The organism is Geomonas sp. Red276, from assembly GCF_054784495.1.
Map to the genome: position 1 here is coordinate 1 of NZ_BLXW01000029.1, position 25,016 is coordinate 25,016.

Genomic DNA, 25,016 nt, shown 5'->3' on the forward strand with positions numbered 1-25,016 from the left:
GCCTGACTGGAACTGGAAACGATTCTTCACGGCAGCCTCCTCGGATGGAATGTGCCGTGATTATATGAACCACCTACGACGTAATATGTCGCGCTTGTCTTCCAGCGGAAGATTGGCGCTAATCAGGTAGGGGAAAGGGTGGCCGGAGGCCGGGTGAGGGCGATTCTGCCTTTCCCCCCGCATGCTGCCTTAGCCACTCAAGCACCTGCGGGAAATGGTCCCGCACCGCGTCGGGATGCGTAAGCATGTCGATGTGCCCATAGTCATGCAGGTAGCCGTTTTCTTTGGCGAGGATCGTGTAGCAGGAGGGCTGCCGCCCCGCCGACTCCATGAACCTCCGGACATCCTCCGGGTGCCCCAGCGCGCGGTCATTCTTCCCAGCCAGATACCAGGCCGGGGGAAGCTTCACCTTCCCGATCGCAGTGCCGTAGTCGAAGCCGTCGTCGGAGTCCACCCAGGCGTCCTTACGTACCCACTCCGAACTCTGCCAGTGAGACTTCCTCGTCTCGCTCTCCGATCCGATCCCGAGCCGCCGGGCCGGGAGATATCCCGCAACCGCCGTCACCAGGTGGCAAATCCCGTTCCAGATCAGGTCGACCTTCACCAGGCGCTCCAGGTTCCGGGCCCTCACCGTTCTCTTGCTCCCGAAGTAGACCAGGGAGTTCACCGTTTCCAGGTACCTCGGGAAGCGGGCCAGTACCGAGGAGAGGATGATTCCTCCCCAGGAGTGCGCCACCCACTGCTGGGGAACCGGGCCGCGCAGCTTCACGATCGCCTCGACCAGGGCCGGGATATCCTCGACGATGGCCTCGGTCTGGCCGAACCGGGAACCGCGCCCGATGGCGGGGGCGCTTTCACCACGCCCCCGGAGATCGGCGACGTAGACGTCGAAACCGTGAGAGGCCAGGTAGGGGGCGAGCCCCTTGCCGGAGTCGGAGTAGAAGATCCGGCCGCTCTCGATGGCGCCGTGCAGCATGAACACCACCGGTCCCCGCGGGTTACCGCACAACCTCAAGAGGTGGAGGGTGTCCCCGGTGGGAAGCGGTATCTTCAGCGGCTGGCGGACCATGAGCCTCTCGCCTCCATTAGCGGCCGAGCATCCCGGCCTTGAGATCCTCGTCGGCGGGCTTGTTCCCGAGGTAGATGGCGAGGACCGCCGGCCCGAGCTGAGGCGACGACACGCTCCCCATCATCTTGCCGTTGTGCTTCACCGTCACCTTCCCGCTGGCGGAGAGGTAGATGTCCACGGTGTCGCCGCGCACGAAGTCGTCGGTGAAGAGGGCCAGGAAGCGCTTGACCTCGACGGAGTTGGCAATGGCCGGCGAGTTGTTCGCGAATCCCTCGCGGAAGGCTTCGATGATCTTTTCCTTGTCCACTTTGTGGTACAAGAAGTTCATCCGGATCAGCTTGTCGCCCGGATCGCGGAGGGCTTCGGCGGCGGTGTTGAGCTTTTTGGTGGCATAGAGGGAGCCGATGTAGACCTTGACGAAGAACTTCTTCCGGATGCCGCTGCCGTTGAGATTGAGCTGGTGATGGTCGACGTTGACGGTCGGCTCGATGGCGACACCGGCGATTTCCTTGGCAGGTGCGGTGCCGGCTAACAATAGGGTAATAAGCAGGGCAAGCAGTATTCTCATCGTGATTTCTCCTTGTGGTTTGCGGTCATCTGTAAAACCTCCCTCACCCGGCCTTCGGCCACCCTCTCCCCTGAAGGGGCGAGGGGATCACTCGCACGCTTCTCCCCCTCTCTCCATCTCCCCTTCTTTGCCTGCACTCCCTCTCCTTCAAGGAAAGGGCGGGGGTGAGGATGGGGTTAGAGGGTGCGACCGGCGGCGAAGCCGGTGTGGATGGCGTCGAAGACCATGGCGGGGTTCTTTGCGTCGCCGACCACTTCGTACCGGATTCCCTTTTCCTCCAACACCTCCACCAGCAGGGCGTGGCGGCGGGTGCCGACGGCCAGTACGACGGTATCGGCGGGGATCTCCTCGACGGCTCCGTCGATTTCGATCTTGACGCAATCGGCGGTGATCTCCACCACGCGCGCCTTCATCCTGCTCTTCACGCCGAACCTCTCCACGTCCTGCATCATCCCCCAGCGGGTGCTCTTGCCGAAGTTGGTTCCCATCTCGTCCAGCATCTCGATGACGTTGACCTCCTTGCTCCCGCGGGTGGCGAGGGCGTAGAGGGATTCCGGGGTCTCCGCACCATGCACGAGGAGGAACTTCAAGGCGTCGCCGGAGAGGGTCCCCTGCTCCGCCAGCATCAGTGCGGTCTCTATGCCGACTGCACCGCCACCGATGACCACCACCCGCTTGCCGGGTACCCTCCTCCCCTTCAGGATATCCCAAGCCTGCGTCACATGGGGAAGCGATGCGCCCGGTATGGGGGGACGCACCGGCTCACCTCCGGAGGCAAGCACCACCGCGTCGGGAGCCTCGGCATCAAGCAGGGCGCTATCGACCTCGGAGCCGAGCCGGACCGTCACGCCGGAGAGCGCCACCTGGTGGTCCAGGTCGCGGGCAAGCTCAAGGAATTCGTCCCGTCCGGGAGGTGCCCCGGCCAGAAGGAGCTGACCGCCCAGCCTGCCGCTTCGCTCGTGGAGGGTGACCTGGTGCCCCCGCTCGGCGGCGGTAAGGGCGGCGGTCATCCCGGCCGCGCCTCCGCCGATCACCATGATCTTGCGAGGGTTTTCCGCGGGGGCCACCGGGCGGGTCTTCTCGTACCCGGCCCTCGGGTTGCAGAGGCACTCCACCGCCCGCAGCTTGAAGAGGTTGTCGAAGCATCCCTGTCCGCAGGCGACACAGTGGACGATCTCCTCCTCGCGGCCCTGGCGGGCCTTTTCGGGGAAGTAGGGATCGGCGATCAGGGCGCGGCCGATGGCCACCATGTCGCAGCACCCCTCGTCGAGAAGCTCCCGGGCCACGGCAGGATCGTTGATGCGATGGCTGGCGATGACGGGGATATCGACCCGCTCCTTGACGCCGCGGGCCAGGTAGGCGAAGACGCCGCGCGGCACCTCGGAGACGATCTGGGGGACCTGCGCCTCGTGCCAGCCGACGTTGATGCAGAGGGCGTCGACCCCGGCCCCGGCCAGACGCGTGGCGTACTCGACCAGCTCGTCACGGCTGGAGCCGTCTTTCATGAACTCGTTGCCGTTCATCCTCACCAGGAGCGGGAAATCCTCCCCCACCGCGTTACGGACCGCCCCCACTACCTCCAGGCCGAAGCGGATGCGGTTGTCGAATGAGCCGCCATAGGCATCGGTCCGCTTGTTGGTCAGGGGGGAGAGGAATTCGCTGATCAGGTAGCCGGTTCCGGAGAGGATCTCGACCGCATCGAAGCCCGCCTCCTTCACCCGCCGGGCCGCCTGGGCGAAGCTCTCCACGATGGCGGCGATTTCGTCGATCTCCAACGCCTTCGGGGTCTCGCGGGTCAGCCGGGAAGCGATGGCGGAAGGGGCAACCGGCTGCCTCCCCCCCATCAGCATGGAGTGGTTGTAGCGGCCGGCGTGGTTCAGCTGCACCGAGGAGCGGGCTCCGTTCTCCTTGATGGCGGAGGCGAGCCTGGAGAGCCCGGGGAGGTAGACGTCGCGGTGGGCGCCGATGTTGCCGGGGTTGCCGGAGTGCTCGTCCACGGTGGCGTAGCCGACGGTGATGAGCCCGGCCCCGCCGCGGGCGCGTTCCGCGTAGAAGTCGACCAGCCGGTCCCCAACCGCGTAGTTGGCTGCCATGTTGAGGTGCATGGCCGGCATGAAGATCCGGTTCTTCACCTCGAGGCGGTTGATGGTGATCGGTTGAAAAAGTGGGTCGTGCATGTGTTTCTCCCTTTGGCTACCCGGCGGCCACCGCCGAAAACGGCTCGGCCACGCGGTCGAAGAGCCCGATCCGCTCAAGCGACGACTTGAGCATTTCCGGCTGCTCAAGGAAATCCAGCATGAAGACGATCTCGGAGGCCTTGAGGTAGAAGAGGAAAGGATCGACGGCTTTGCCCTTGAAGAGCGATTCCACGATCCCGGCCACCGAAGAGCCGCGGTAATGGCGAATCCTGGTCGCGCGTTCGAGGAGCGTCGTCACGTAGAAGAGGATGGCCTCGTCGACGCCGTCCACCGAGTCGCGGTGCCCCGGCATGATGGTTTTTCCCCGCAAACGGGTGAGCTTCAGGAGCGATTCGCAGTAGGCGTCGTAGTTGCGGAAGCGGCCGTCGAAGGTGTCGAGGTCGATATCCAAAAGGGGCGCCTGGAAGATGTTGCGCAGCAGGAGGTCTCCCGTCACGGCGCAGCCACCGGCCAGGTATACCAGGTCGCTTTGGGAATGGCCGGGGGCGGCGAACCACTCGATGCCGAGCTCTCCCAGCTCCGGGGAATCCTCCACGATCCGGTATCCCCTCGGGCGGTCCGGGAAGACCTTATTCCTCTGGTAGGACTCCTTCAGCCCCACCACGAACCGCTTGGAGAAGCCGCAGTCGAGCAGGAGCCTGGTGATGCCGGCGATGCGCTCCTCGTGCCGCTCGAGCTTGATGGCGTCCTTGCGGGGGAGGTAAACGTCGGCGGTGCTGTTGTCGATTATGAAGTTGACCAGGCCGTAGTGATCGACGTGGCAGTGGCTGATGAAAAGGTACTTGAGGCGGCTCAGATCGACGCACGAGCAGAGGGCGAGCTCCCCTTCACGGGTGGGGGGACCGGTGTCGAAAAGGGCGAGACCACCTTCGGTTTCGGCGGTGTAGAAGTGGACTTCCCCGACCAGGTAGGGTGTGGTTACCGTGTGCTGTCGCATAGGGTTGGAACTCCACGCTGAGGGCGGCGGCCAGCGCCGCCGCCCCGGTACGTCTATCATCATCCCCTCTCCCCCCGGGAGAGGGTGGCCGGAGGCTTCACTCAATCTACCCTCTCCCGGAGGGCGAGGGGATAGGGATTTGCTGACCCTCTTCCCCTGAAGGGGCGAAGGATATTGCTTGTCTGCTAGAACACGTGCTTCTCCGCCTCGATGGCGGCGGAGGCCAGCTGGCGCTTGGCCTGGAGGAGCCCGCTCGCGTCGTACTTGGTGAAGCGGCGGATGCCGGCCAAAAGCATGGTCAGGTTGTCGCCGGACTCGATGTAGTAGGCGGCCCGCTTGGCGGCGGTGGCGGCCTTCTCGGAGGCGTTGAAGGCGAAGATCTTCACCGCCGACTCGACCGACTGCCTCTTGGCCTCGCTCACGGTGGCCAGCATCTTCTCGGCGCGCAAGACGGTGCTTTCGATGGCGAAGATCCCGATGGCCACGTCGGCCACCGCCATGAGGATCTCCTGCTCGTCCTTGATGTTGTTCATGAACTTCTGGACGCCGGAACCGGCCAGCACCAGGAAGGCCTGCTTGAGACCGGCCACCAGCGCCTTCTCGGCGGCAAACGGCACGTCCTCGAGCTCCTCGAAGGAGGGGGACATGAGCGATTCAAACGCCTTCATCGCTTCCTTCTGGAGCGGAATCTCGCCCTTCATGGCGCGCTTTAAGATGATGCCCGGGATCAGCAGGCGGTTGATCTCGTTGGTCCCTTCCCAGATGCGGTTGATCCGCTCGTCACGGTAGAAACTCTCGGCCGGGTACTCGGCGATGAAGCCGTAGCCGCCGTGGATCTGGACCACCTGGTCGACCACGTCGGCCAAGACCTCGGAGCAGAAGACCTTGGCGATGGCGCATTCGATGGAGTACTCCTCGATCCCCTCCTGGTACGCCTCGTAGTAGTTGTCGGTCCCCTTCGGGATGGTGGCCAGGCGGTCGTCGATCAGGCCGGCGAGACGGTAGACGACGGACTCGGAGGCGAAGGTGGCGGCGCTCTGGTCGGCGATCTTCTCCTGGATGGCGCCGAAGTTGGAGATGGGTACGCCGAAGGCCTTTCTCTCGTTGGCGTAACGGATACCTTCGGTGATGGCCCGCTTGGCGGCGCCGGTGACACCGGCACCGAGCTTGAAGCGGCCGACGTTCAGGACGTTGAAGGCGATCTTGTGCCCCTTGCCGATCTCGCCCAGGAGGTTCTCCACGGGGACCTTGGCGTCTTCCAGGATGATCTGGGTGGTGGAGGAGCCGCGGACACCCATCTTGTGCTCCTCGGCACCGACCGAGAGCCCCTCGGTGTCGCGCTCGACCAGGAAGCCGGTGAAGTGCTCCTTGTCGATCTTGGCGAAGACGGTGTAGAGGTTGGCGATACCGCCGTTGGTGATGAACTGCTTGGTCCCGTTCAGGATGTAGTGCTTGCCGTCCTCGGAGAGCCGGGCGGTCGCCGCGGCGCCCAGGGCGTCGGAGCCGGAGCCCGGCTCGGTCAGGCAGTAGGCGGCCACCCATTCACCGGAGATGATCTTCCCGAGGTACTTCTCCTTCTGCGCCGGGGTGCCGTAGTAGACGAGCGGCAGGGTGCCGATCCCGGTGTGGGCCGAGTAGGTAACCGAGAAGGAGCCGGCCGGGGCCAGCTTTTCGGCGGCCAGCATGCTGGTGGCCTTGTCGAGCTCGAGACCGCCGTACTCCTCGGGGGCGTCGATCATGAGAAGCCCGAGCTCGCCGCACTTCTTCATCAGCTCCACGTTGAGCGGGAGGTCCTTCTCCTCGAGCCTTTCGCGGTGCGGGAGCACCTCATTGAGAACGAACTGCTCGGTGGTCTCGCCGATCTGGCGCTGTTCGTCGGTGAAGTCCTCGGGGGTGAAGATGTCGTCCTTGCGGGCCTGGGAGATCAGGTATTCCGCGCCTTTGAATAACCTTGCCATGATGTCACCTCGTAAAGATTGGTTAGGATCCCTTCCCCCCGGAGTAAGGTTCCCTCCCCTTCAAGGAGAGGGTCAGGGTGAGGATGGGGTAGATTCCGCGTCTGCCTACCCCCATCCTCCACCTGTCCTCCCCCTTGAAGGGGGAGGAACGTGCATTGGGGGAGTAGTGAAGCTGCTAGACTCGCTCGAAGATCCCGGCGGCGCCCATGCCGCCGCCGATGCACATGGAGACGATCCCGTAGCGGGTCTTGCTCCGCTGCATCTCGTGGAGGATGCTGGCGGTGAGCTTGGCGCCGGTGCAGCCGAGCGGGTGTCCGAGCGCGATGGCGCCGCCGTTGACGTTGACCCTGGCCGGGTCGATGCCGAGTTCCCTCACGCAGGCGAGCGACTGGGCGGCGAACGCCTCGTTGAGCTCGAAGAGGCCGATCTCATCCAGAGAAAGCCCGGCCAGCTTCAGCGCGGCGGGAATGGCCGCCACCGGGCCGATCCCCATGACCTCCGGGGCCACCCCTTTCACCGCGAAGGCGACGAAACGGCCCAGGGGCTTCTTGTCGAGGCGCTTGATGAACTCCTCGGAGACCACCATCACCGCGGCGGCGCCGTCGGTCATCTGCGAGGAGTTCCCCGCGGTCACCGAACCGTTGGCCTTGAAGGCGGGCTTCAACTTGGCGAGCCCGGCGGCGGTGGTGTCGCCGCGGACGCCGTCGTCGATCTCCACCGTCTCGCTCTTTTTCTGCATCTTCCCCTTCAAAAGCGCGTAGCTTTCGGCCTGCACCGGGACGATCTCGTCCTTGAACTTACCCGCCGCGATGGCGGCGGCCGCCTTGGCGTGGCTTTGGGCGGCGAAGGCGTCCTGATCCTCGCGGCTGATCTCGTAGCGGTCGGCCACCAGCTCCGCGGTGATCCCCATGGAGGCGAAGGACTCCGGCCATGAGGCCATCAGCCCCGGGTTGGCGCTGTACTTGGAGCCCCCCATCGGGATCATGGTCATGCTCTCGGCGCCGCCGGCGATGATGCAGTCCGCGAAGCCGGCCATGATGCGCTCGGCGGCGCTGGCGATGGTCTGCAGCCCCGAGGAGCAGAAGCGATTGACGGTCTGGGCGGGGACCTCGACCGGCACCCCGGCTTTAAGAGCCGCCACGCGGGCGAAGTTCATCCCCTGCTCCCCTTCCGGGAACGCGCACCCCATGATGACGTCCTCGACCAGCAGGGGATCGACCCCGGTCCTCTCCAAAAGCCCCCTGATGGCCGCAGCCGCCAGGTCATCGGGGCGGACATCCTTCAGTTTCCCTTTCTTAGCCCGGCAAGCGGGAGTGCGGTAAGCCGCTAAAATATATGCCTTTCTCATCGTAATCCTCCGTAGGTCGCGTTGAGATTCGAAACGCGACATTCCCTTGTTGACGCAGGTTGTTGTAAAGCTCGTCGCGTTTCGTTCCTCAACGCGACCTACCGTTCTATGTTCTACGTTAACTGCGATAGCGGACTCTATCGGTGCCCTACCTTCCATATTCTCATTCAAGGTGTACCGTTTTTTGGCAAATTGCTTCACAACCTAGAACGTAGAACCTAGAACGTAGAACTTGTTTAGTTCCTAAGCGGCTTCCCTTTCTTCAGCATGTGCTGGATGCGCTCCAGGGTCTTCTTCTGGCCGCAGAGCTTCAGGAACCCTTCGCGCTCCAGGTCGAGCAGGTACTGCTCGGTGATCAGGGTGCCGGACGGGACGTCGCCGCCGGTGATGACGTCGGCGATGGTGCCGGCCAGGAACTGGTCGTACTCGGAGATGAAGCCACCCTGCTGCATGTTCCAGAGCTGCGACTTGATGGAGGCGGCCACCCCGCGCCCCGGCGCCTTCAGGTTCACGAGCGGGCGACCCGGGCGGTAGTTGGCGGCCAGCGAGATTGCCTTGAGTTTCGCGTCGTGGATCCTGCGGTCGACGTTCATGGTGATGGCGTCGCCCTGGCGGAGGAAGCCCATCGGGCCGAGCTCGGCCGCCGACATGGATACCTTGGCCATGGCGATGTTCATGAAATTCTTGAAGATGAACGGCGTCGCGTCGATGTCGTTCTCCTCGGCGAGCTTGATGGCACGGATCGCCATCTCCTTGGTCCCGCCGCCCCCCGGCAGGAGCCCCACCCCGATCTCCACGAGCCCCATGTAGGTCTCGGCGTAGGGGATGATGGCGTCGGCATGGAGGCAGGTCTCGCAGCCGCCACCCATGACCAGGTTGTGGGGAGCCGCCACCACCGGGATCTTGGAGTACTTGATGGCCATCATCGCCTTCTGGAAGTTGTTGATGGTCATGTTGATCTCGTCGTAGGCCCCTTCCGCGATGGCCATCACCAACAGCATGAGGTTCGCACCCGCCGAGAAGATGGTCCCTTCATTGGCGATCACGAGACCGACGCCGTCCTGCTCGGCCCGCTTGATCCCCTTGTGCACCATGGAGAGGATCTCGCCGCCGATGGCGTTCATCTTGGTGTGGAATTCGAGGCAGAAGACGCCGTCGCCCAGATCGAGCACCGAGGCGCCGGAGTTCTTCTCCACGACGCCGCCGTTCTTGCGGATGATGGAGAGGCTCACCTGCCCCGGGGCGACCGGCACCTCGCGGTACTGATTCCCGGTCACGCAGAAGTACTGACGCTTGCCGTTTTCGAAGCGGTAGAAGCGCTCGATGTTCTTCAGTGCCGCCGGGACGGCCACCCCGTCCTTCTCGGCGCGGTTCACGAAGTAGGAGACCCCGATGGCGTCCAGCATCTCGAAGGGGCCGAGCTCCCAGTTGAAGCCCCACTTCATGCCGTTGTCGATGTTGACCACGTCGTCGGCGATCTCGGGGATCCGGTTGAAGGTGTAGATCAGGGTGTCGCGCAGGTTCTTCCAGGCGAACTCGCCCGCCTTGTCCTTGGACTCGATGAGCGCCTTCAGCCTTTGGCCCGGATCGTCGATCCCCTTGGCCGCCTCCACCGAGGCGAACTTGGGACGGGTGGCGGGCTTGTACTCGCCGGTTGTGTAGTCGTAGTAGAAGAACTCCTGCCCCTTCTCCCCCTTGACCTTCTTGAAGAAACCCTGCCTGCTCTTGTTCCCCAAGAGCCCCTTGCCGACCATCTCCCCCACGAAGGAGGGGAAGTTGAAGATCTCACGCTCCTCGTCGCCCGGGAGAAGCTGGTAGGAGTTGTCGGCCACGTGCTTCAAGGTGTCGATGCCGACCAGGTCGGCGGTCCGGAAGGCGGCCGACTTCGGCCTGGCGGTGGCCGGCCCGGCGATGGCGTCGACCTCCTCCACCGTCATCCCCATGGAGACCATGTTCCTGACGCAGTTGCAGATGGCGTAGACGCCGATCCGGTTGGCGATGAAGTTCGGGGTGTCCTTGGCGGTCACGATCCCCTTGCCGAGCCGGGTGGAGAGGAAGTTCCCCATCGCTTCCGCGATCTCGGGATCGGTGTAGCGGCAGGAGACGATCTCCATCAGGCGCATGTAGCGCGGCGGATTGAAGAAGTGGGTCACCAGGAAGTTCTTCCTGACCTCGTCCGGGAGGCACTCGGCCATTTCGTTCACGGAGAGGCCGCTCGTGTTGGTGGAGAGGATGGCGCCGGGCTTGAGGTTCGGGGCCACCTTCTCGGTGAAGAGCTTCTTCTTGATGGCCATGTTCTCGATGACCACCTCGACCACCCAGTCGCACTCCTTGAGGCGCCCCATGTCGTCGTCGAAGTTCCCGACCTCGATGTAGTCTGCGTAGCCGGGAAGGAAGAAGGCGGCCGGCTTCATCTTCATGAGGCCGGCGAGCCCGTCCGCGGCGATGCGGTTTCTCACCGCGGCGTCGTTAAGGCCTAGCCCCGCCTTCGCTTCGGCTTCGTTGGGCTCCCTCGGCACGATATCCAAAAGCAGTACCTGGATCCCTGCATTGGCCAGGTGGGCGGCGATGGTGGCGCCCATCACCCCGGCCCCCAGCACGGCCACCTTGTTGATCTGATTCATGGCAATCCTCCTGTCAGTTATGACCAATCCTGTTCTCATTCGCCCTGGTCGGCGTAGAGATCCTCAATTTTGTGTTTGTACTTCTCGTAGATCACCTTGCGCCGCAGCTTCAGAGTGGCGGTCAATTCGCCCCCGTCGATCGAGAAGTCCCGCGGCAAAAGGACGAATTTCTTTATGCTTTCGTAGCGGGCGAGCCTTCCGTTGATCTCGGCGAGCCGCTGTTCGAAGAGCTTGTGGACGGCGGAGTGCATCACCAGGTCGTCCAGGTCCACGTAGTCGATATGTTTGGACTTGGCGAACTCCAGCACCCTTTCCATGTTGGGGACCACCAGCGCCACCAGGTAAGGCTTCCTGTCGCCGTAGACGAAGGCCGAGGAGACGTACTTGTCGAGCTTCAGCTCGTTCTCGATCGGCTGGGGGGCGATGTTCTTCCCTCCCGCGGTGATGATGAGCTCCTTCTTGCGGTCGGTGATGTAGAGGAAGCCGTCATCCAGGTGCCCGATGTCGCCGGTCTTGAACCAGCCGTCCTCCACCGCGGTGGCGGTCGCCTCCTGGTCGTTGTAGTAGCCGACCATTATCTGCGGCCCGCGCACCAGGATCTCCCCGTCCTCGGCGATTCTCACCTCGGTGTCCCGCAGCGGGACCCCCACCGAACCGAAGCGGACGTGGCTGAAGTTGTTGAAGGAGATGGCCGGACTGGTCTCGGTCAGGCCGTACCCTTCGAAGATGGGAATCCCGATGATCCAGAAGAATTCGTTGATGGTCTTGTCGAGCGGCGCCCCGCCGCAGCAGCAGAGCTTCATCCGGCCGCCGAACCGGGACCTGATCTTGCTGAAGATGAGCCGGTCGGCCAGCCCGTACTTGAAGGCGAGGAGGGCTGAAGGCTCTTTCTTGACGAACTTCGCCTCGACGTACTGTTTGCCGACCTCGATCCCCCAGTGAAAGAGGGTCCTTTTCACGACCGGCATCTGGTGCACGTTCTCGAAGATACGGTGGTAGATCTTCTCGAAGAGCCTCGGCACGCTCACCATGACGGTCGGGTTCACCTCCATCATGTTCTCCGGGATCTTCTCGATGCTGTCGGCGAAGACCATGAGGGCGCCGTTCCTGATGGCGGTGTAGTAGCCGGCGGAGCGCTCCAGGACGTGGCTTAAGGGGAGAAAGCTCAACAGGACGTCGTTGCCCCCCACCGCGCCGCTTTGCTCGGTCAGGTACTGGGTGTTGGTCAGGATGTTCCGGTGGGAGAGCATGACCCCCTTGGGTACCCCGGTGGTGCCGGAGGTGTAGATGAGGGTCAGGATGTCGTCCGGCCCCAGGCAGTCGATCCCGCACTCGAGCTCGCGCCTCTCTTCGTCGGTGATGGGATGGTCGACCTCGGAGAGCTGGTAGAAGGTGCAGACCGGCAGCGCGCTGTCGCCCAGGAAGCGCTCGAAGGAAACCACCAGCTCCACACCGGGTATCGACTCCCTCACCTTGAGAAGCTTGTAGTACTGGAAGCGGCTGGAGACGAAGACGATGCGGGCGCCGCAGTGGTTGAGCATGTACTCGATCTGTTCCGGCGTGTTGGTCGGGTAGATCGGCACGGTGATCGCGCCGGCGGCCAGGATCCCCATGTCGGCGATCACCCAGCCGGCCCGGTTCTCGGAAAGGATGGCGACCCGGTCCCCGGCGCGTACGTTCATCTTCTTCAGGCCGCGGGCGGCCATCAGCGCGCGGTCGTAGTACTCGGCATAGCTCAGGGTGACGAATCTCCCCTGCTTCCGGTACTTGAGCGCGAGCTGCCCGTCGAACCTGGCGGCGTTTCGACGAAGCATGTCGGGAATCGATTTGAAGGATATATCCATCGCTTGCCTCCTTCGGCGTGACTTAGCTTGAGCGAACAGTATATGACCTTAACGCTCATGTCAAGTATAATTCTTTTCTATTTTTTCGATCATGCCAAAACGGGTCCAAAATTAAAGGCCGTAAATCTTCCAGGCTTCTTTCCGCGAGCTCCCCTGCCCTCCCTCATCGGCATTTGTTTTCCTCTCCTCCATATAAATAGTAGGCGATGAACCGCCGACCGCAGGTTCCGACTTGCCAAATCGGGTAAAGCGTTTATATTTTCACGAAATTACGAAATACCAGCCTGATCCGGGGCGTGGCCGGTGAAGGGACGCGGCAAAGCGGATAATATTTTTCCCGGCGTGGATTTTTTATTCTTGACATAAACGTCAAGGTGATTTAAACACGATTACCAAAATAACGTTTTATTGTTAGAGTAAACATCCCTCGAAACAGCCATCCACTCCCCCTGCCCGTTAGCGGTGAGGAGGAGGGCGAAGGCGGGGGAAAAGCTCCGGTAACCAAGCGTAGAAGCGATGAAATTGCAGGGATCGGCATCGGAAGGATGCAGGCAGCAGCGGCCCGGCAGCGGGCCGCGAAAGGAGAGGAACATGGGAAAGAAGCTCGTATGTTGCGCCGTCGGGGCGACCATGCTCGCGACGGCGGGGATGGCCCAGGCCGCGGGGCTGAAGATCAATGAGCAGGGAGCCAAGGCGATGGGTATGGCCAACGCCTTCGTCGCCCAGGCGGACGATCCGACGGCCCTCTACTACAACCCCGCCGGGATCGCCTACCTCAAGGGGGCCCAGGTGAACATGGGTTCCCTGCTGATCTCGGTGCCGGAGACCAAGTTCAGCGGGACCACCGCCCTCTCCGGCTCCACCCCGGTGGAAGAGGAGGCCAAGAAAGACCTCTTTATCGCCCCAAGCCTCTATGCCACCTACAGCCTCGAACGGGTACCTCTCACCTTCGGCCTCGGGATCAATTCCATCTATCCCTTGGCCAAAAGCTGGGACGACTCGAGCGCCTTCAGAAACCAGGTCCAGAACATCGCGGTCAAGCCGGTCAACTTCCAGCCGACCGTCGCCTACCTATTTGAGGACTGGAACCTGGCGGTAGCCGCCGGCCTCGACGTCACCCACGCCATCGTCACCCTGTCCCGCTCGGTGTACGTCCCCGACCCGACCAACCCCGGCACCCCGGCCGAACTCGGGATCATGGGGCTCGACGGCACCGCGACCGACTTCGGCTACAACTTCGGCCTCATGTGGAAGCCGATCAAGGAGCTCTCCTTCGGCGCCTCCTACCGCAGCGAGGTCACCCTCCACGTCGACGGGGCCTCCAACTTCCTTGCCACCACCCAGGCCGGCGCCGCCGCCATCGGCCAGACGGCGAACTTCAACTCCTACAACTCGAGGATCCGCGCCACCTCGAAATTCACCTCGGACATCACGCTGCCGGACGACCTGAACCTCGGCGTGGCCTGGCACCCCAACGACAGCTGGGTGGTCGAATTCGACGCCGACCGCACCGGCTGGAGCTCGATCGACAAGCTCCTCTTCTCCTTCAACAACACCCAGTTCAACAACTTCAACGACCAGCCGATCGAGACCAAGTGGAAGGATGCCTGGTGCTACCGGCTGGGCGGCCAGTACTCCTACAACAAGAACGTGGACTTGAGGGCCGGCTACGCCTACGACACCAATCCGATTCCCTCCTCCTCGCTGGGGCCGATGCTCCCCGATGCCGACCGTCACAACGTCTCCATCGGTATGGGGCTTCATAACGACTACGCCACCCTGGACCTCGCCTACATGTGGGTTCACTGGCTCAATCGCACGGTCGCCAACCAGGATGCCGCCAGCTTGACCGGCGAGAACGGGACCTTCAAGAGCGACGCGCATCTCTTCGGCGCCAGCGTCACCATCAAATTCTAGGTGAGCCGGGCGACGAGCCCCCTCCCCTGCTATGAGTGAGGTACGACCATGAAACTCGTGACACGTTTTCTTGTAATTCTCGGGTTCCTGTTGGCGATAGCGTGCAGCAGCGAAGACCATCAGCAGTCCGGCGCCCTCAGCACCAACCAGGCGCTGTTCGATCCCACCACCAGCACCGTTCCGCTCCCCAACGTCCTGGCGACCGCGATGGCGGCCAATCCGCTGACGAGCTACACCAATCCCCTGACCGGGGCGACCGGCGCGCGTCCGGCCAATACCCCGATGAATCCGTTGGAGGCCCTGGCCTATGTGAACCTCAAGGAGGTCGGCGGCACCAACGCGGTATCGGGCCTCAACGCACCGATCTACATCCGTTTCGGCCAGCCTCTCGATGCCGCCTCGGTGACCGCTGCCACCATCAAGGTCTTCCAGGTGACCGGCGACAGCGCGAGCCCGCTCGCCACCGAGAACAACCCGCTCACCTTCACCGACGTCTCGGGGATGTTCACCTACCAGTACGCGGCGGGCAGTACCGAGGTCTTCCTGTTCCCAAACTTCCCGCTGCAGCCGGCCGCCCGCTACCTCTACGTGGTCACCAGCGGGGTGAAGGATGCGGCGACCGGCAAGCCGGTGATGAGCTCCACCTATTTCGATGCGCTGAAATCCACCATTCCGCTGGTCGGCCCGCTCGCGGCCCTGGAGCCGATCCGCGCCAATGCCATGAGCGGCACCAACATCCAGCTCTCCGGCTATGCCAAGGTGATGAACGACCTGATCACCGCCTCGGCCACCACCGGCATCGCGAACCGTGCCGACATCGCCCTCATGGGACGCTTCATAACGACCGCAGCAGGGTACGTGGCACCGGACGCAACGCAACCGGCCACCGTGATGCCGGTGGAGAGCGCCCTGCGCGCCTTCGCGGCCGGGACCAACCTCCCCGGGGGGCTTCCCGGCAAGACCTGGGTCAACGGGGTCACCAACACTCAGACCATCCCGGCTGCCACCTACTGGACCGGCGCCGGCGCTCCCGGCACCCCGCCGGCAGGCCTCGCGAGCGTCACCATCGGCAGCATCAACAGCGCCGATCTCTCGATGGATCCCGTGGTGGTCGCCGCCAACTCCGGCACCATGGATCTGACCGGCGTGACCGGCGCCGACAACCCGGCGGCCGGCGTGGTGCAGCCGTACCGTAGCGGGGCGAATCTCGTCGGCTACTACCATGTTCCACGCACCATTCCGTTCATCTACCTGGCCCCCGCCGCCCCTAACGGGAAGCTGGTCATCTTCCAGCACGGGATCACCGGGCAGAAGGAGCAGGTGCTGACGGTGGCCCAGACCCTGACCGGGGCGGGCTACGCGGTGGTCGCCATCGACCTTCCGCTGCACGGGGCGCTGGCGGTACCCGGGCACAGCAACCCCGCCCTCTGGGGGCAGGACTTCATGGCGGTGGGAGCGCCGCTGGCCACCCGTTCCAACATCCAGCAGGCCGCCTTCAACCTGGACCGTCTCGAAATCTCACTCCGGACCGGCGCCCTGGTGGCGGCAGGGGTCGCCGCCGCACCGCCGACCGAGATCAGCTACGTCGGCCTGAGCCTCGGCTCCATCGTGGGGACCTACTACCTGGCCGGGAACACCACCCTTTCCACCTCGGTTCCCCCGTACACCCAGGCGACCCTCAACAACGACATGAAAGGGTTCCTGAGCGTCCCGGGCGGCCGGTTGGCCTACCTCATCAAAGAGAGCCCGGCCTTCTCCGGCAGCATCAATGCGGGGCTTGCCAGCGTGGGAATCAACGTCGGCACCCCGACCTACAATCAATTCTTCCTGCTGACCCAGACCGTCGTCGATCCGGCCGACCCGGCCAGCGTCACCACTCCCTTGGCCAGCGGGCTCCCCTCGCGGCTGTCGGGGAGGGTCGTGATGCAGGAGGCTGTAGGTGACCAGGTGATTCCCAACAACAGCACGCGCTACCTGGGTAACGCCCTCGGTGGCAGGGGAGTCCTCGGCGCCGCCGGTGCGACGGTAGCTCCCGGCTTCGACCAGCTGGCCTACCTGTCGGGGAGGGTGCCGGCCCCGTTCATGTACACCATCGCGGGCGGGCAGGTGGTACCGAAGAAGCAGGCGGCCCGGGCGGTGACGGCGGCCGGGAGCACCCCCTCCGAAGGGTACTTCCAGTTCGACCAGACCGGCATCGGCCATGGATTCCTGATCGACAACAGCACGCCTGCCAACACCGCGCTGGCCCAGCTTCAGATGGCGCACTACCTGCTGGAGGGTGCCGTGGTCGATCCCACCACCGCAGGCGGAGTATCCGCCGGGGCGACCATCCCGGTAGCGGCCCGGGAGATAGCGTTCCCGAGAACGATCAAGATACTGGCACATTGAGAACCACCAAGCGGCGGGGCTTCGGCCCCGCCGCAACGAGGGAAACGATGAGGAAAATAGTCACCACCGCACGGCATAACGTGATTTCCCTTCGCATCAGCGACCAGGAGTTGTCGATGCTGAAGAACCTGAGAGAGGAGAGCAACCAGAGCACCTCCGAATTTCTGCGCAACGCGCTTTCACTCTTTCTCAAGGGTACCGACGGCCGGGGGGAAAGGGTCACAGAGAGAACCAACTAAATAGGAAAGGAGAGCCGCATGTCAGACATATTCAACAACCTCGAGCAGAGCTACCAGAAGGAAGTATTCACCGTCCCGACCGTCTTTTATTTCTCCATCGACGAGGACGTGAAGAAGACCCTCACCCTCAACGCCGAGGGGTGCACCGTAGCCGAAGGCAAGCCGGCCGGCGAGGCCGACTGCGTCTGCAAGACCAGCAAGGAGATGCTGGATAAAATCTGGTTCCAGGGGTACCGTCCCGGGATCATGGATTTCATGGGCGGCAAGATAAAGTCCAACGCCCCGCAACTGCTGCAGCAGTTCCTGCAGGCCTTCGGCAAATAGCCAAGGAGACACGGAGAAAGGTGGAGAAAGGCTCGGCACAGAGAGCCTGGGAGAGTCGGAGAAGACTGAGATACCGGGACACCGAGAAGATCGGGGTCTCGGTTTTTACTTGTAGGAACAAGGATTTTCTAGGTTCGGATTTTCCCCCGAAAAATTTTTTCTCCAAGTTTTTCCTATTTCTCCTTAGCATTGCTTTTCTCCGAAGTTCTCAGAAGTTCTCCGTGACATAGGTTCTCTCCGAAGTTCACAGACTCTCTCCGTGGCACCCCTTTTCTGCTTCATTAATTTTCCTATGCGCCGATATATGAGATATCCGGCGCTCCACTGTGTAAGCGAGGAAAAGTCATGAAGCATCTTCGTCCCTTCGCTGTCCTATCCGACCATCACCCGAAAGTGCGTCCCCTGTCTCCCTCCCAAGGAATGCTCCCCCTTTTCCGCTACGGGGTCATCTGCGCCCTCTTCTGGAGCCTCATCGTCGGTACCTTCGACCTCTGGAGCATGCGCGAGCTCCACGGCCACCTAAACGATCTCGCCCTCCAAAAGGCCCGCACCGCCTTCGCCACCAAACTCCTCGCCCACCGCTCCTCCCCTCCCCTCCCTGGAAAAGCGGTGGCAACCACTCCCCCCCCGGAAGAGACGGATGTCGTCACCCACCTGACCTCCCTGGGTGGAACAGCTCCCCATGCCCCGGACCAATGGGAAGCGGCCGCCCTCAGGCGCTTCGCCCAAGGGGAAACCGAGGCGAGCGACCGCATCGAACTGAACGGCATCTCCTACCTGCGGCTGATCCGCCCTCTCCTCGAGGACGAAACCTGCCGCGGCTGCCACCGCGAAACAGCCACCGCCACAGCCAACGGCGACGTCCGCGGCGGCATCACCGTGCTCGTCCCCCTGCGGCAGCTGTTCTCCGCCGAAAACCACCACCGCCACGAGGTCCTCTTCTGGATCGGCTCCATCTGGCTGATCGGGCTCGCCATGATGGCCGCCGGCTTCTCCCACATGCGCCACGAGGAGCTGGCCCGGCTGGCCACCGAAAGCGCTCTGCGCGACAGCGAGGAGGAGTTCCGTTTGCTCGCCGAGAACGCCAACGACCTCATCTGGACCATGGACCTCGACGGCAAATTCACCTACGTGAGCCCCTCGGTCGAGCGCCAGCTTGGCTATTCCCGCGAGGAGGTGCTGGGCTTCACCTTCGACCAACTCCTCTCCCCGGCATCGCTCCCCTCCGTCCGCCCCAGGCTCAACGACGCCATCGCCGAGATTACCGCCGGCGAGCGGATCACCGGCACCCGCCTGGAAATCGAAAAGACCAGGAAAGACGGCTCGACCGCCTGGTTCGACGTCACCTTTACCGCCATCTACAACGACGCCGGCATCTTCCTCGGTTTCATGGGCGTCTCCCGCAACATCTCCGCCCGCAAACGTACCGAGGAGGCGCTCCGGATCAGCGAGGAGAAGTACCGCTCCATCTTCGAGTCGTTCCAGGACCTCTACTACCGCACCGACATGAACGGCCTCATCACCGAGATCACCCCCTCGATCCTCCCCATGGGCGGCTATACGCAGGAAGAGGTGCTCGGCAAGGCTGTCACGACCTTCTATGCCGACGCCGGCGACCGGCTGGAGATGCTCAAGCGCCTGAAGGCGCAGGGGGAGTTGAACGACTACGAGACCAAGCTGAGGAGAAAGGATGGGCGGATAGTCGACGCGTCGCTCAACGCGCGCATTCTCTTCGACGCCGGGGGGCGGGCCATCGGGGTGGAGGGTATCCTGCGGGACATCTCGGAAAGGAAACTGGCGGAGGCGAGGCTGCGCGACCTGTCGCTCAAAGACGAGCTGACCGGACTCAATAACCGCCGCGGATTCGTCACCCTGGCGGAACAGCAGATGAAGACGGTCGAACGCAAGCGGCAGTTCGTGGCGCTCATCTACGCCGACATGGACGGGATGAAGTGGATCAACGACACCCTCGGTCACAAGGAAGGGGACCGCGCCCTGGCCGACATGGCCGGCATCATCCGGCGCTCCTTCAGGGAAAGCGATATCGTGGCGCGGCTCGGAGGGGACGAGTTCGTCGGGCTGGCGGTCCTCAGCGGAAAGGAGGACGGCGACTTGCTGCTGGCGAGGCTGGCCGACTGCCTCGATCTGCACAACCAGGAAGCGGGAAGGCCCTATCCGCTCTCCATCAGCTTCGGCATGGCCATCTACGACCCCGCGGTCCCCTGCTCACTCACGGACCTGATGGCCCGCGGCGACGAGATCATGTACGAGCAGAAGCAGCGCCGGAAATCATCCCGCAGCAGCAGGCCCTATGGCGCCACCTCCGCAGATGCAGTGGCCGCCGTGCCGTCCGCATCTGCAGCGCCCCCGGTGCCCTCTGCAGATGCAGTGGCCCCGGTTCCGTCCGGCCGCCGTCCGGTGACCACCGCCTCCCCCCGGCAAGGCTCCGGTCCCGACCAAGACGATATCTCCCCCTTCGATATTCTCAACGAGATTCCGAAGCCGTAACCCTCTTTGATTAACAACCGTTGAAACAATTTCGGCACTATGCTATGGTCGTCCACGATCAGCCGGTACAAGGGCGAGTTATTGATCGGAAGCTGACAGATTATGATGGCTGCTCGGGTGGCCAGAATAGGAAAGGCTGGTGGGAAAATGGAGATGATCGGAGTCACCGCTGCTTCAAAGCTCTTCGGAGTTGCCAGAAGAACGCTCTACAACCACATAGACAATCAGAAGCTTCCTGCAGAGAAGGTACCTTCCGGGTATCTCTTCAAGATGGATGATCTAATGAGACTCTATCGGCTACCGGTCGAACTCCACCAGGAACTGACATCGCAATTGCGAGATCGAATCGCGGAACTAGAATACGAAGTAGAACGCCGCGACGCCCTGCTAAAAGTTTTGCTGAAAGAGAAGTCCGAGGCGGCGAACCGTACTGCAAAGCGCTGAGCGACCACCTTCCGCGGGGACCAACTCTCCCTCTCCTTCAAGGAGAGGGGAGGGGTGAGGATAGGGTAAAGTAGCCGGAACGAGGGCCCCATCCTCACGGCGGAAGCTCATCGTTAATCGGCAAAAAAAGAGGCCAAGCCTACCGGAACGATCCGGATGAGCTTGGCCTCCAGTTTTTTCTGCTCTCCCGTCCATGCCGGGCGCTGTCCCGCCGACATCATTTCCCTCCCCCGGTACCGTAGGGTGGGCACCCCGTGCCCACCCGGTCCGAAGGAGGAATGAACGCTTACCCTCTCCTCAGCGCGTACGGCCAGGCGAGGATCCCGCCGTCCATGAACTTGGTGTCGGAGAACCCTGCCGCATCCAGGATCTTCTGCGCCTCGTACCCTCTCAGGCTGATCTTGCAGAAGGCCACGATCTCCTTGTCCTTGGGAAGTTCGGCCGCTTTTTCCCGCAGCATGCCGAGGGGGACCAGCTTCGCCCCCTCGATGCCGACCTCGGCGTGCTCGGCGGGGGAGCGGACGTCGAGGAGGATGAAGTCGTGGCCATCGTCGAGTTTGCGCTTCACCTCCTGCGCGGAGATGCCGCGGGCGTGGCCCGCCAGCTTGTTCTTCATGATGTCGGCCGCGACGATGAGGTTGTCCATGGCCGCGGCAAAGGGCGGGGCGTAGGCCAGGTCGAGCTGGGAGACCTGCTCGGCGGTGGCCCGGAAGGTGATGGCGGTCGCCGCGGCATCGAGGCGCTTGTCCACCGCCCCTTCGCCCGCAGCCTGGAGGCCGAGCACCCGGCCGGTCGCACGGTCGGCCACCATCTTCAGCACGATCGGCTTGGCGCCCGGGAAGAAGTGGGCGCGGTCGGGGGCCGGGGAGATGACGGTCTCGACGTCGTATCCGCAGGCGCGGGCTTCCGTCTCGGTCAGGCCGGTCTTCCCGGCGTTGATACGGAAGGCCCGGAGGATGCTGGTTCCGGCTACCCCCGCGAAGGTGGCTTCGCCGCCGGCCGCGTTGATCCCCGCCACGCGCCCCTGCTTGTTGGCCGTGCTCCCCAAGGGGATGTAGGAGGGCTTGCCGGAGACGATGTGGGTAGCCTCGCAGCAGTCGCCGCAGGCGTAGATATCGGGATCGTTGGTGCGCTGCATGGCGTCGACGGCTATGGCACCGGTTGCGCCGATGGTGATGCCGGCGTTTCTGGCCGCCTCGACGTTGGGGGTCACCCCCGGAGCGAGGATGACGAGGCTCGCCGGGATCTCCTTCCCGCCGACCAGGACCTTTTCCACCTTTTCGCTGCCGGCAAAGCCGGAAACGGCTGATCCGGTGAGAACGGTGATACCTTGCTGCCTGAGCTCCCGTTCCACCAGGAAGGCGATCTCGCGGTCCAGCACCCCCGGGAGGAGCTGGTCACGCATCTCGACCAGGGTGACCTCCATCCCCTTTTGCCGCAGGGCTTCCGCGGTCTCCAGACCGATGAGGCCCCCGCCAACGATGCAGGCCGTGGCGTCGGCGGAGGCGCTCTCCTTCACAGCCTCCGCCTGCTCCAGGCTTTTCACCGTGAAGATGTTGCCGAGGGTGACGTTATCGAGCCGCGGAACGATGGGGGAGCTTCCGGTGGCGATCACCAGCCGGTCGTAGCCCAGTTCGTACCGGTCCCCGGAGGCGAGGTCGTGGAGCTGCACGATCTTCTTCGCCCGGTCGATGCCGGTCAACTCGGTGCTCGTCCGGACTTCCACCCCTTTCACCTTCTTGAAGAAGTTCCCGTCGCGGATGACGCCGACCGGGGTGCTCATCAGTTCATCGAGATGGGCAACGGTGTCGGAGATGTAGTAGGGGATACCGCATGCACCGTAGGAGATGAAGCTCCCCCGGTCGATGACGATGACTTCGGCCTGCGGATTGACCCTCTTCGCCTTGGAGGCGGCCTTGGCCCCTGCCGCGTTAGCGCCGATAACGACAACTCTAAGCTTCATCACTTTCTCCTTTGTCTTGCCCTGACTACTGGCCTCGTCTCCACCCACTCCAGACCGGCACGCCGTTATCGTCACGCAGCTTCAGCAACTGGTCGCCCTTCGTCACCTGGGCGGCGATGATGGCCGGTTTGCCCGCAATGGTCACCCGCGAACCTTTCACTTCCACCTGGTCGCCCTTTTCGATCCTGGTGTCCTGCCGGTCGATGAACCAGGCTGGCCCCAGGTGAACGGAGACCGTCTCCTTGCCGGTGTCCACGTCGATATGGACACCCGCCCCCATCCCTCTCATGGGCGCGATCCGGTTCACGACGGTGACCTTGCCGGCAACGGTTTCCACGGTCGCAGGGTTGTACAGCCTGCCAAAGGCTCCCTGCATCCCCCAGCCACCGCTCCCTTGCCACCCCCGTCCCGGTCCTGCGTACGCAGTCGAAGCTACCAACATCAGCACTGCTGCGAAGAGTCCAACGATCCTGTACATATTGACCTCCTTTGCGCTGCTGGAATAGGGCCCGACCCGGGCACATTTTAGCATTATATATTCAAGATTCCATATGTCAACCATAAGAACAGTTCAGCGCGCCAGTTTAACGCTTGGCCGGCAGGGATAGCGGGTCCGACAGCCGAGTAGGGTGGGCACCCCCCGCCCACGCCGGTCCGTCAGGATGGTGGCAGAAAGAATGATCGGCCAAAGAAGTGGTGGGCAGAGGGCTGCCCACCCTACGAAGTACGCGGAGCCGCCGTTGCGGTGGCTCGACAAGACGTTATCCTTTCTCATAGTGTCTAACGGAAGGACTTCTCCTAATTTCCCGGCGCACCCTTTGCCACAAATGATTATAAGAGCGCGCCTAGCTGTACCGGCCAATCAGTCACAGGAGATCAACCATGGTGAAACGGCAGATGATTCGATCAGTAGGAGTAGTGGCAGCCGTTACCCTTCTTCTGTGCCTGCCGGCGACCAGTGACTGCAAAGAGCCGCGTCCTGACAGTTGCCTTGATTGTCACGGCAGCGCCGAGAGAATGGCCTCCTTCGGCTTCCCGCACTTCACGGTGACCGAGGCCGAGGTAGAAGAACAAAGCGGGATGTCTGCCGGCTGCTCCGATTGCCACCTGGGGGATCCCGCCAAGGCGGACCGCGAGGAGGCGCACCGGGGGATGGGACGGTGGCGTCTGGTCATGAAGAAGGGGCTGCGGGCGGAAACGGTAGCCCGCAAGTTCCCGCTGGAGAAAAGCGGAGACCCGGTGCTGCGCCTGAAGCCGATGATGGAAAAGGAAGGGCGCAAGGTGGTAGATCCGGCGGTGACCGCCCTCCTCGCCCAGGACAAGAGGAGCGACACCCTCTCCCAGGATTTCGACGTGATGGAAAAAACCTGCGGTAAATGCCACCACGAAGAGTTCGAGCAGTTCAAGCGAAGCCCCATGGGGAGAAACGCCAAACAGAGCCAGTACGGGAGCTGGGACGATCCCCGGCACGGCCCTCACAACTGCGGCGTCTGGTCGGCAGGCAACTACCGCGCCATCGCCGGCAACACCGCGGTCCCCTTCACCCGGGAGCTCAGCGATCTCAACCAGCGGACCTGCAACGGCTGCCACGTAGGGTGTCTCGACTGCCACTACCGCCCCGAAGCGGCCAGCGGCACTCCCGGCAAGGGGATGCACACCTTCGTGCGGATCCCGCCCCCCGACAGCTGCTATGGGGGAGGACGCGGCGCGCTCTGCCACGGCGGCCCGGAGGACCGGCGCCGCGGTGCCGGGTACTTCGGCGGCCCCTACTCCCATCCGGAGGGGATGCCCCCCGACCCGCACGCCAAGGCCAAGGTCGGGTGTCTCGACTGTCACCAGGGGAGCAGGGACGACAGGAGTCTCGAACACGCCACCTTCAAACGGCAGGCCCGGTGCGAGAAGTGCCATCCCGAGGCGGTGGCCACTCTCGGCGTCTCGCTGCACCGCAAGCTCTCCTGCGAGGCGTGCCACATCACCAACGTCGGCGGGTATCAGGCGACCTTCTGGGGGCCCGGCAAACTCGCCGGGTACGACACCCCCTATTTCAAGTACAAGGACTACTACGGGATCATGAAGGAGCCGATCCTCCTCAGGGACCAGCGCGGCCGCTGGATTCCGGTCAAGCCGTTCCCCATGGCGGTCCTCAACCAGAAGAGCTCCCGCCTGGAACCTGGCCTCCACTGGCGCTACCCGGCCGGCTTGCCCGACCTTCAGCGGACCGACGACGCCTGGGGATACGTCGGCCTGGTGGATGGGCTTCCCGAGGGGAACAAGGCGCTGCTCTGGATCCAGATGGACAAGCTCTCCCACAAGTACGGCAAAAGCCGCCCCTGCGCCTCCTGCCACACGAAGGAGGGGCAGCAGCTCCAGGAGATCGCCTGGGAGTTCAGCGACGCCGGAGCCTTCCCCTTCAACGGGAGGCACACCGTGGTCGCCAACCGGGACGGGCTATTCATCAAGGGGATCCGGGCCGACGAGAAGATCGACGTGGCCCAGGGATACCGGCTTTCCAGCCTGGCACCCTGGTTCTACCTGAAAGACGCCTGGGCCATCAAGGGGGACTTTTCCCTCCCGGTCATTGCCGGCTGGGAAGCCGCCGAAAAGCTGTACCTCAAGGGATCGGTAGTGGATAAAGGGCGCATCATCCATCGTTGAATCGGGTACCCCGTCCTCGCCCTGCAAACGCC

17 protein-coding genes are annotated in these 25,016 nt (G+C 63.2%); 7 read left to right on the plus strand and 10 right to left on the minus strand.

Going from position 1 to position 25,016, the window contains the following annotated elements; translation table 11 throughout:
• Positions 1 to 118: 118 nt before the first annotated feature.
• The 8 genes from ACYVL5_RS17420 to ACYVL5_RS17455 form a co-directional block, all read right to left on the minus strand.
• Positions 119 to 1,069: an alpha/beta hydrolase family protein gene (locus tag ACYVL5_RS17420; protein ID WP_460596849.1), complete on the minus strand. Its 951-nt coding sequence runs from the start codon at positions 1,067 to 1,069 to the stop codon at positions 119 to 121.
• 16 nt (positions 1,070 to 1,085) lie between these two features.
• The gene (locus tag ACYVL5_RS17425; RefSeq protein WP_460596850.1) at positions 1,086 to 1,637 is read right to left on the minus strand and encodes a chalcone isomerase family protein; all 552 of its coding nucleotides are present in this window, start codon (positions 1,635 to 1,637) and stop codon (positions 1,086 to 1,088) included.
• A 176-nt stretch (positions 1,638 to 1,813) separates the two neighbouring features.
• Complete coding sequence (locus ACYVL5_RS17430; protein WP_460596851.1) at positions 1,814 to 3,814, minus strand: oxidoreductase; 2,001 nt, start codon at positions 3,812 to 3,814, stop codon at positions 1,814 to 1,816.
• Positions 3,815 to 3,830: 16 nt separating this feature from the next.
• Positions 3,831 to 4,772 (minus strand): MBL fold metallo-hydrolase, encoded by a 942-nt coding sequence (locus ACYVL5_RS17435; protein WP_460596852.1) that lies wholly within the window; start codon positions 4,770 to 4,772, stop codon positions 3,831 to 3,833.
• Between the two features lie 185 nt (positions 4,773 to 4,957).
• Positions 4,958 to 6,730, minus strand: coding sequence for an acyl-CoA dehydrogenase family protein (locus tag ACYVL5_RS17440; RefSeq protein WP_460596853.1), 1,773 nt, complete (start codon positions 6,728 to 6,730; stop codon positions 4,958 to 4,960).
• Between the two features lie 175 nt (positions 6,731 to 6,905).
• The gene (locus tag ACYVL5_RS17445; protein ID WP_460596854.1) at positions 6,906 to 8,078 is read right to left on the minus strand and encodes a thiolase family protein; all 1,173 of its coding nucleotides are present in this window, start codon (positions 8,076 to 8,078) and stop codon (positions 6,906 to 6,908) included.
• Between the two features lie 236 nt (positions 8,079 to 8,314).
• The gene (locus tag ACYVL5_RS17450; RefSeq protein WP_460596855.1) at positions 8,315 to 10,702 is read right to left on the minus strand and encodes a 3-hydroxyacyl-CoA dehydrogenase/enoyl-CoA hydratase family protein; all 2,388 of its coding nucleotides are present in this window, start codon (positions 10,700 to 10,702) and stop codon (positions 8,315 to 8,317) included.
• A gap of 35 nt (positions 10,703 to 10,737) precedes the next feature.
• Positions 10,738 to 12,546 carry an AMP-dependent synthetase/ligase gene (locus tag ACYVL5_RS17455; RefSeq protein WP_460596856.1) on the minus strand — a complete coding sequence of 603 codons (1,809 nt, stop codon included), beginning with the start codon at positions 12,544 to 12,546 and terminating at the stop codon, positions 10,738 to 10,740.
• A 591-nt stretch (positions 12,547 to 13,137) separates the two neighbouring features.
• Here ACYVL5_RS17455 and ACYVL5_RS17460 point away from each other — a divergent pair.
• From ACYVL5_RS17460 to ACYVL5_RS17485, 6 genes are all read left to right on the plus strand, one after another.
• A complete protein-coding gene (locus tag ACYVL5_RS17460; protein WP_460596857.1) occupies positions 13,138 to 14,463 on the plus strand; it encodes an OmpP1/FadL family transporter in 1,326 nt (441 codons plus the stop codon).
• Positions 14,464 to 14,511: 48 nt separating this feature from the next.
• A complete protein-coding gene (locus ACYVL5_RS17465) occupies positions 14,512 to 16,851 on the plus strand; it encodes a hypothetical protein (protein ID WP_460596858.1) in 2,340 nt (779 codons plus the stop codon).
• 47 nt (positions 16,852 to 16,898) lie between these two features.
• Positions 16,899 to 17,090: a ribbon-helix-helix protein, CopG family gene (locus ACYVL5_RS17470; protein ID WP_460596859.1), complete on the plus strand. Its 192-nt coding sequence runs from the start codon at positions 16,899 to 16,901 to the stop codon at positions 17,088 to 17,090.
• An 18-nt stretch (positions 17,091 to 17,108) separates the two neighbouring features.
• On the plus strand, positions 17,109 to 17,414 hold the full coding sequence (locus ACYVL5_RS17475) for a hypothetical protein (RefSeq protein WP_460596860.1): 306 nt from the start codon (positions 17,109 to 17,111) through the stop codon (positions 17,412 to 17,414).
• 345 nt (positions 17,415 to 17,759) lie between these two features.
• The gene (locus ACYVL5_RS17480) at positions 17,760 to 19,922 is read left to right on the plus strand and encodes a PAS domain S-box protein (RefSeq protein ID WP_460596861.1); all 2,163 of its coding nucleotides are present in this window, start codon (positions 17,760 to 17,762) and stop codon (positions 19,920 to 19,922) included.
• 147 nt (positions 19,923 to 20,069) lie between these two features.
• A complete protein-coding gene (locus tag ACYVL5_RS17485) occupies positions 20,070 to 20,366 on the plus strand; it encodes a helix-turn-helix domain-containing protein (RefSeq protein WP_460596862.1) in 297 nt (98 codons plus the stop codon).
• A 286-nt stretch (positions 20,367 to 20,652) separates the two neighbouring features.
• Here the strand turns inward: ACYVL5_RS17485 and ACYVL5_RS17490 are convergent, their stop codons facing one another.
• Complete coding sequence (locus ACYVL5_RS17490; RefSeq protein ID WP_460596863.1) at positions 20,653 to 22,329, minus strand: FAD-dependent oxidoreductase; 1,677 nt, start codon at positions 22,327 to 22,329, stop codon at positions 20,653 to 20,655.
• Positions 22,330 to 22,354: 25 nt separating this feature from the next.
• Positions 22,355 to 22,807 carry a DNA-binding protein gene (locus ACYVL5_RS17495; RefSeq protein WP_460596864.1) on the minus strand — a complete coding sequence of 151 codons (453 nt, stop codon included), beginning with the start codon at positions 22,805 to 22,807 and terminating at the stop codon, positions 22,355 to 22,357.
• Between the two features lie 419 nt (positions 22,808 to 23,226).
• On the opposite strand from ACYVL5_RS17495, the gene ACYVL5_RS17500 reads away from it, so the two are divergent.
• Positions 23,227 to 24,984 carry a cytochrome c3 family protein gene (locus ACYVL5_RS17500; RefSeq protein WP_460596865.1) on the plus strand — a complete coding sequence of 586 codons (1,758 nt, stop codon included), beginning with the start codon at positions 23,227 to 23,229 and terminating at the stop codon, positions 24,982 to 24,984.
• The last annotated feature ends 32 nt before the right edge of the window (positions 24,985 to 25,016 follow it).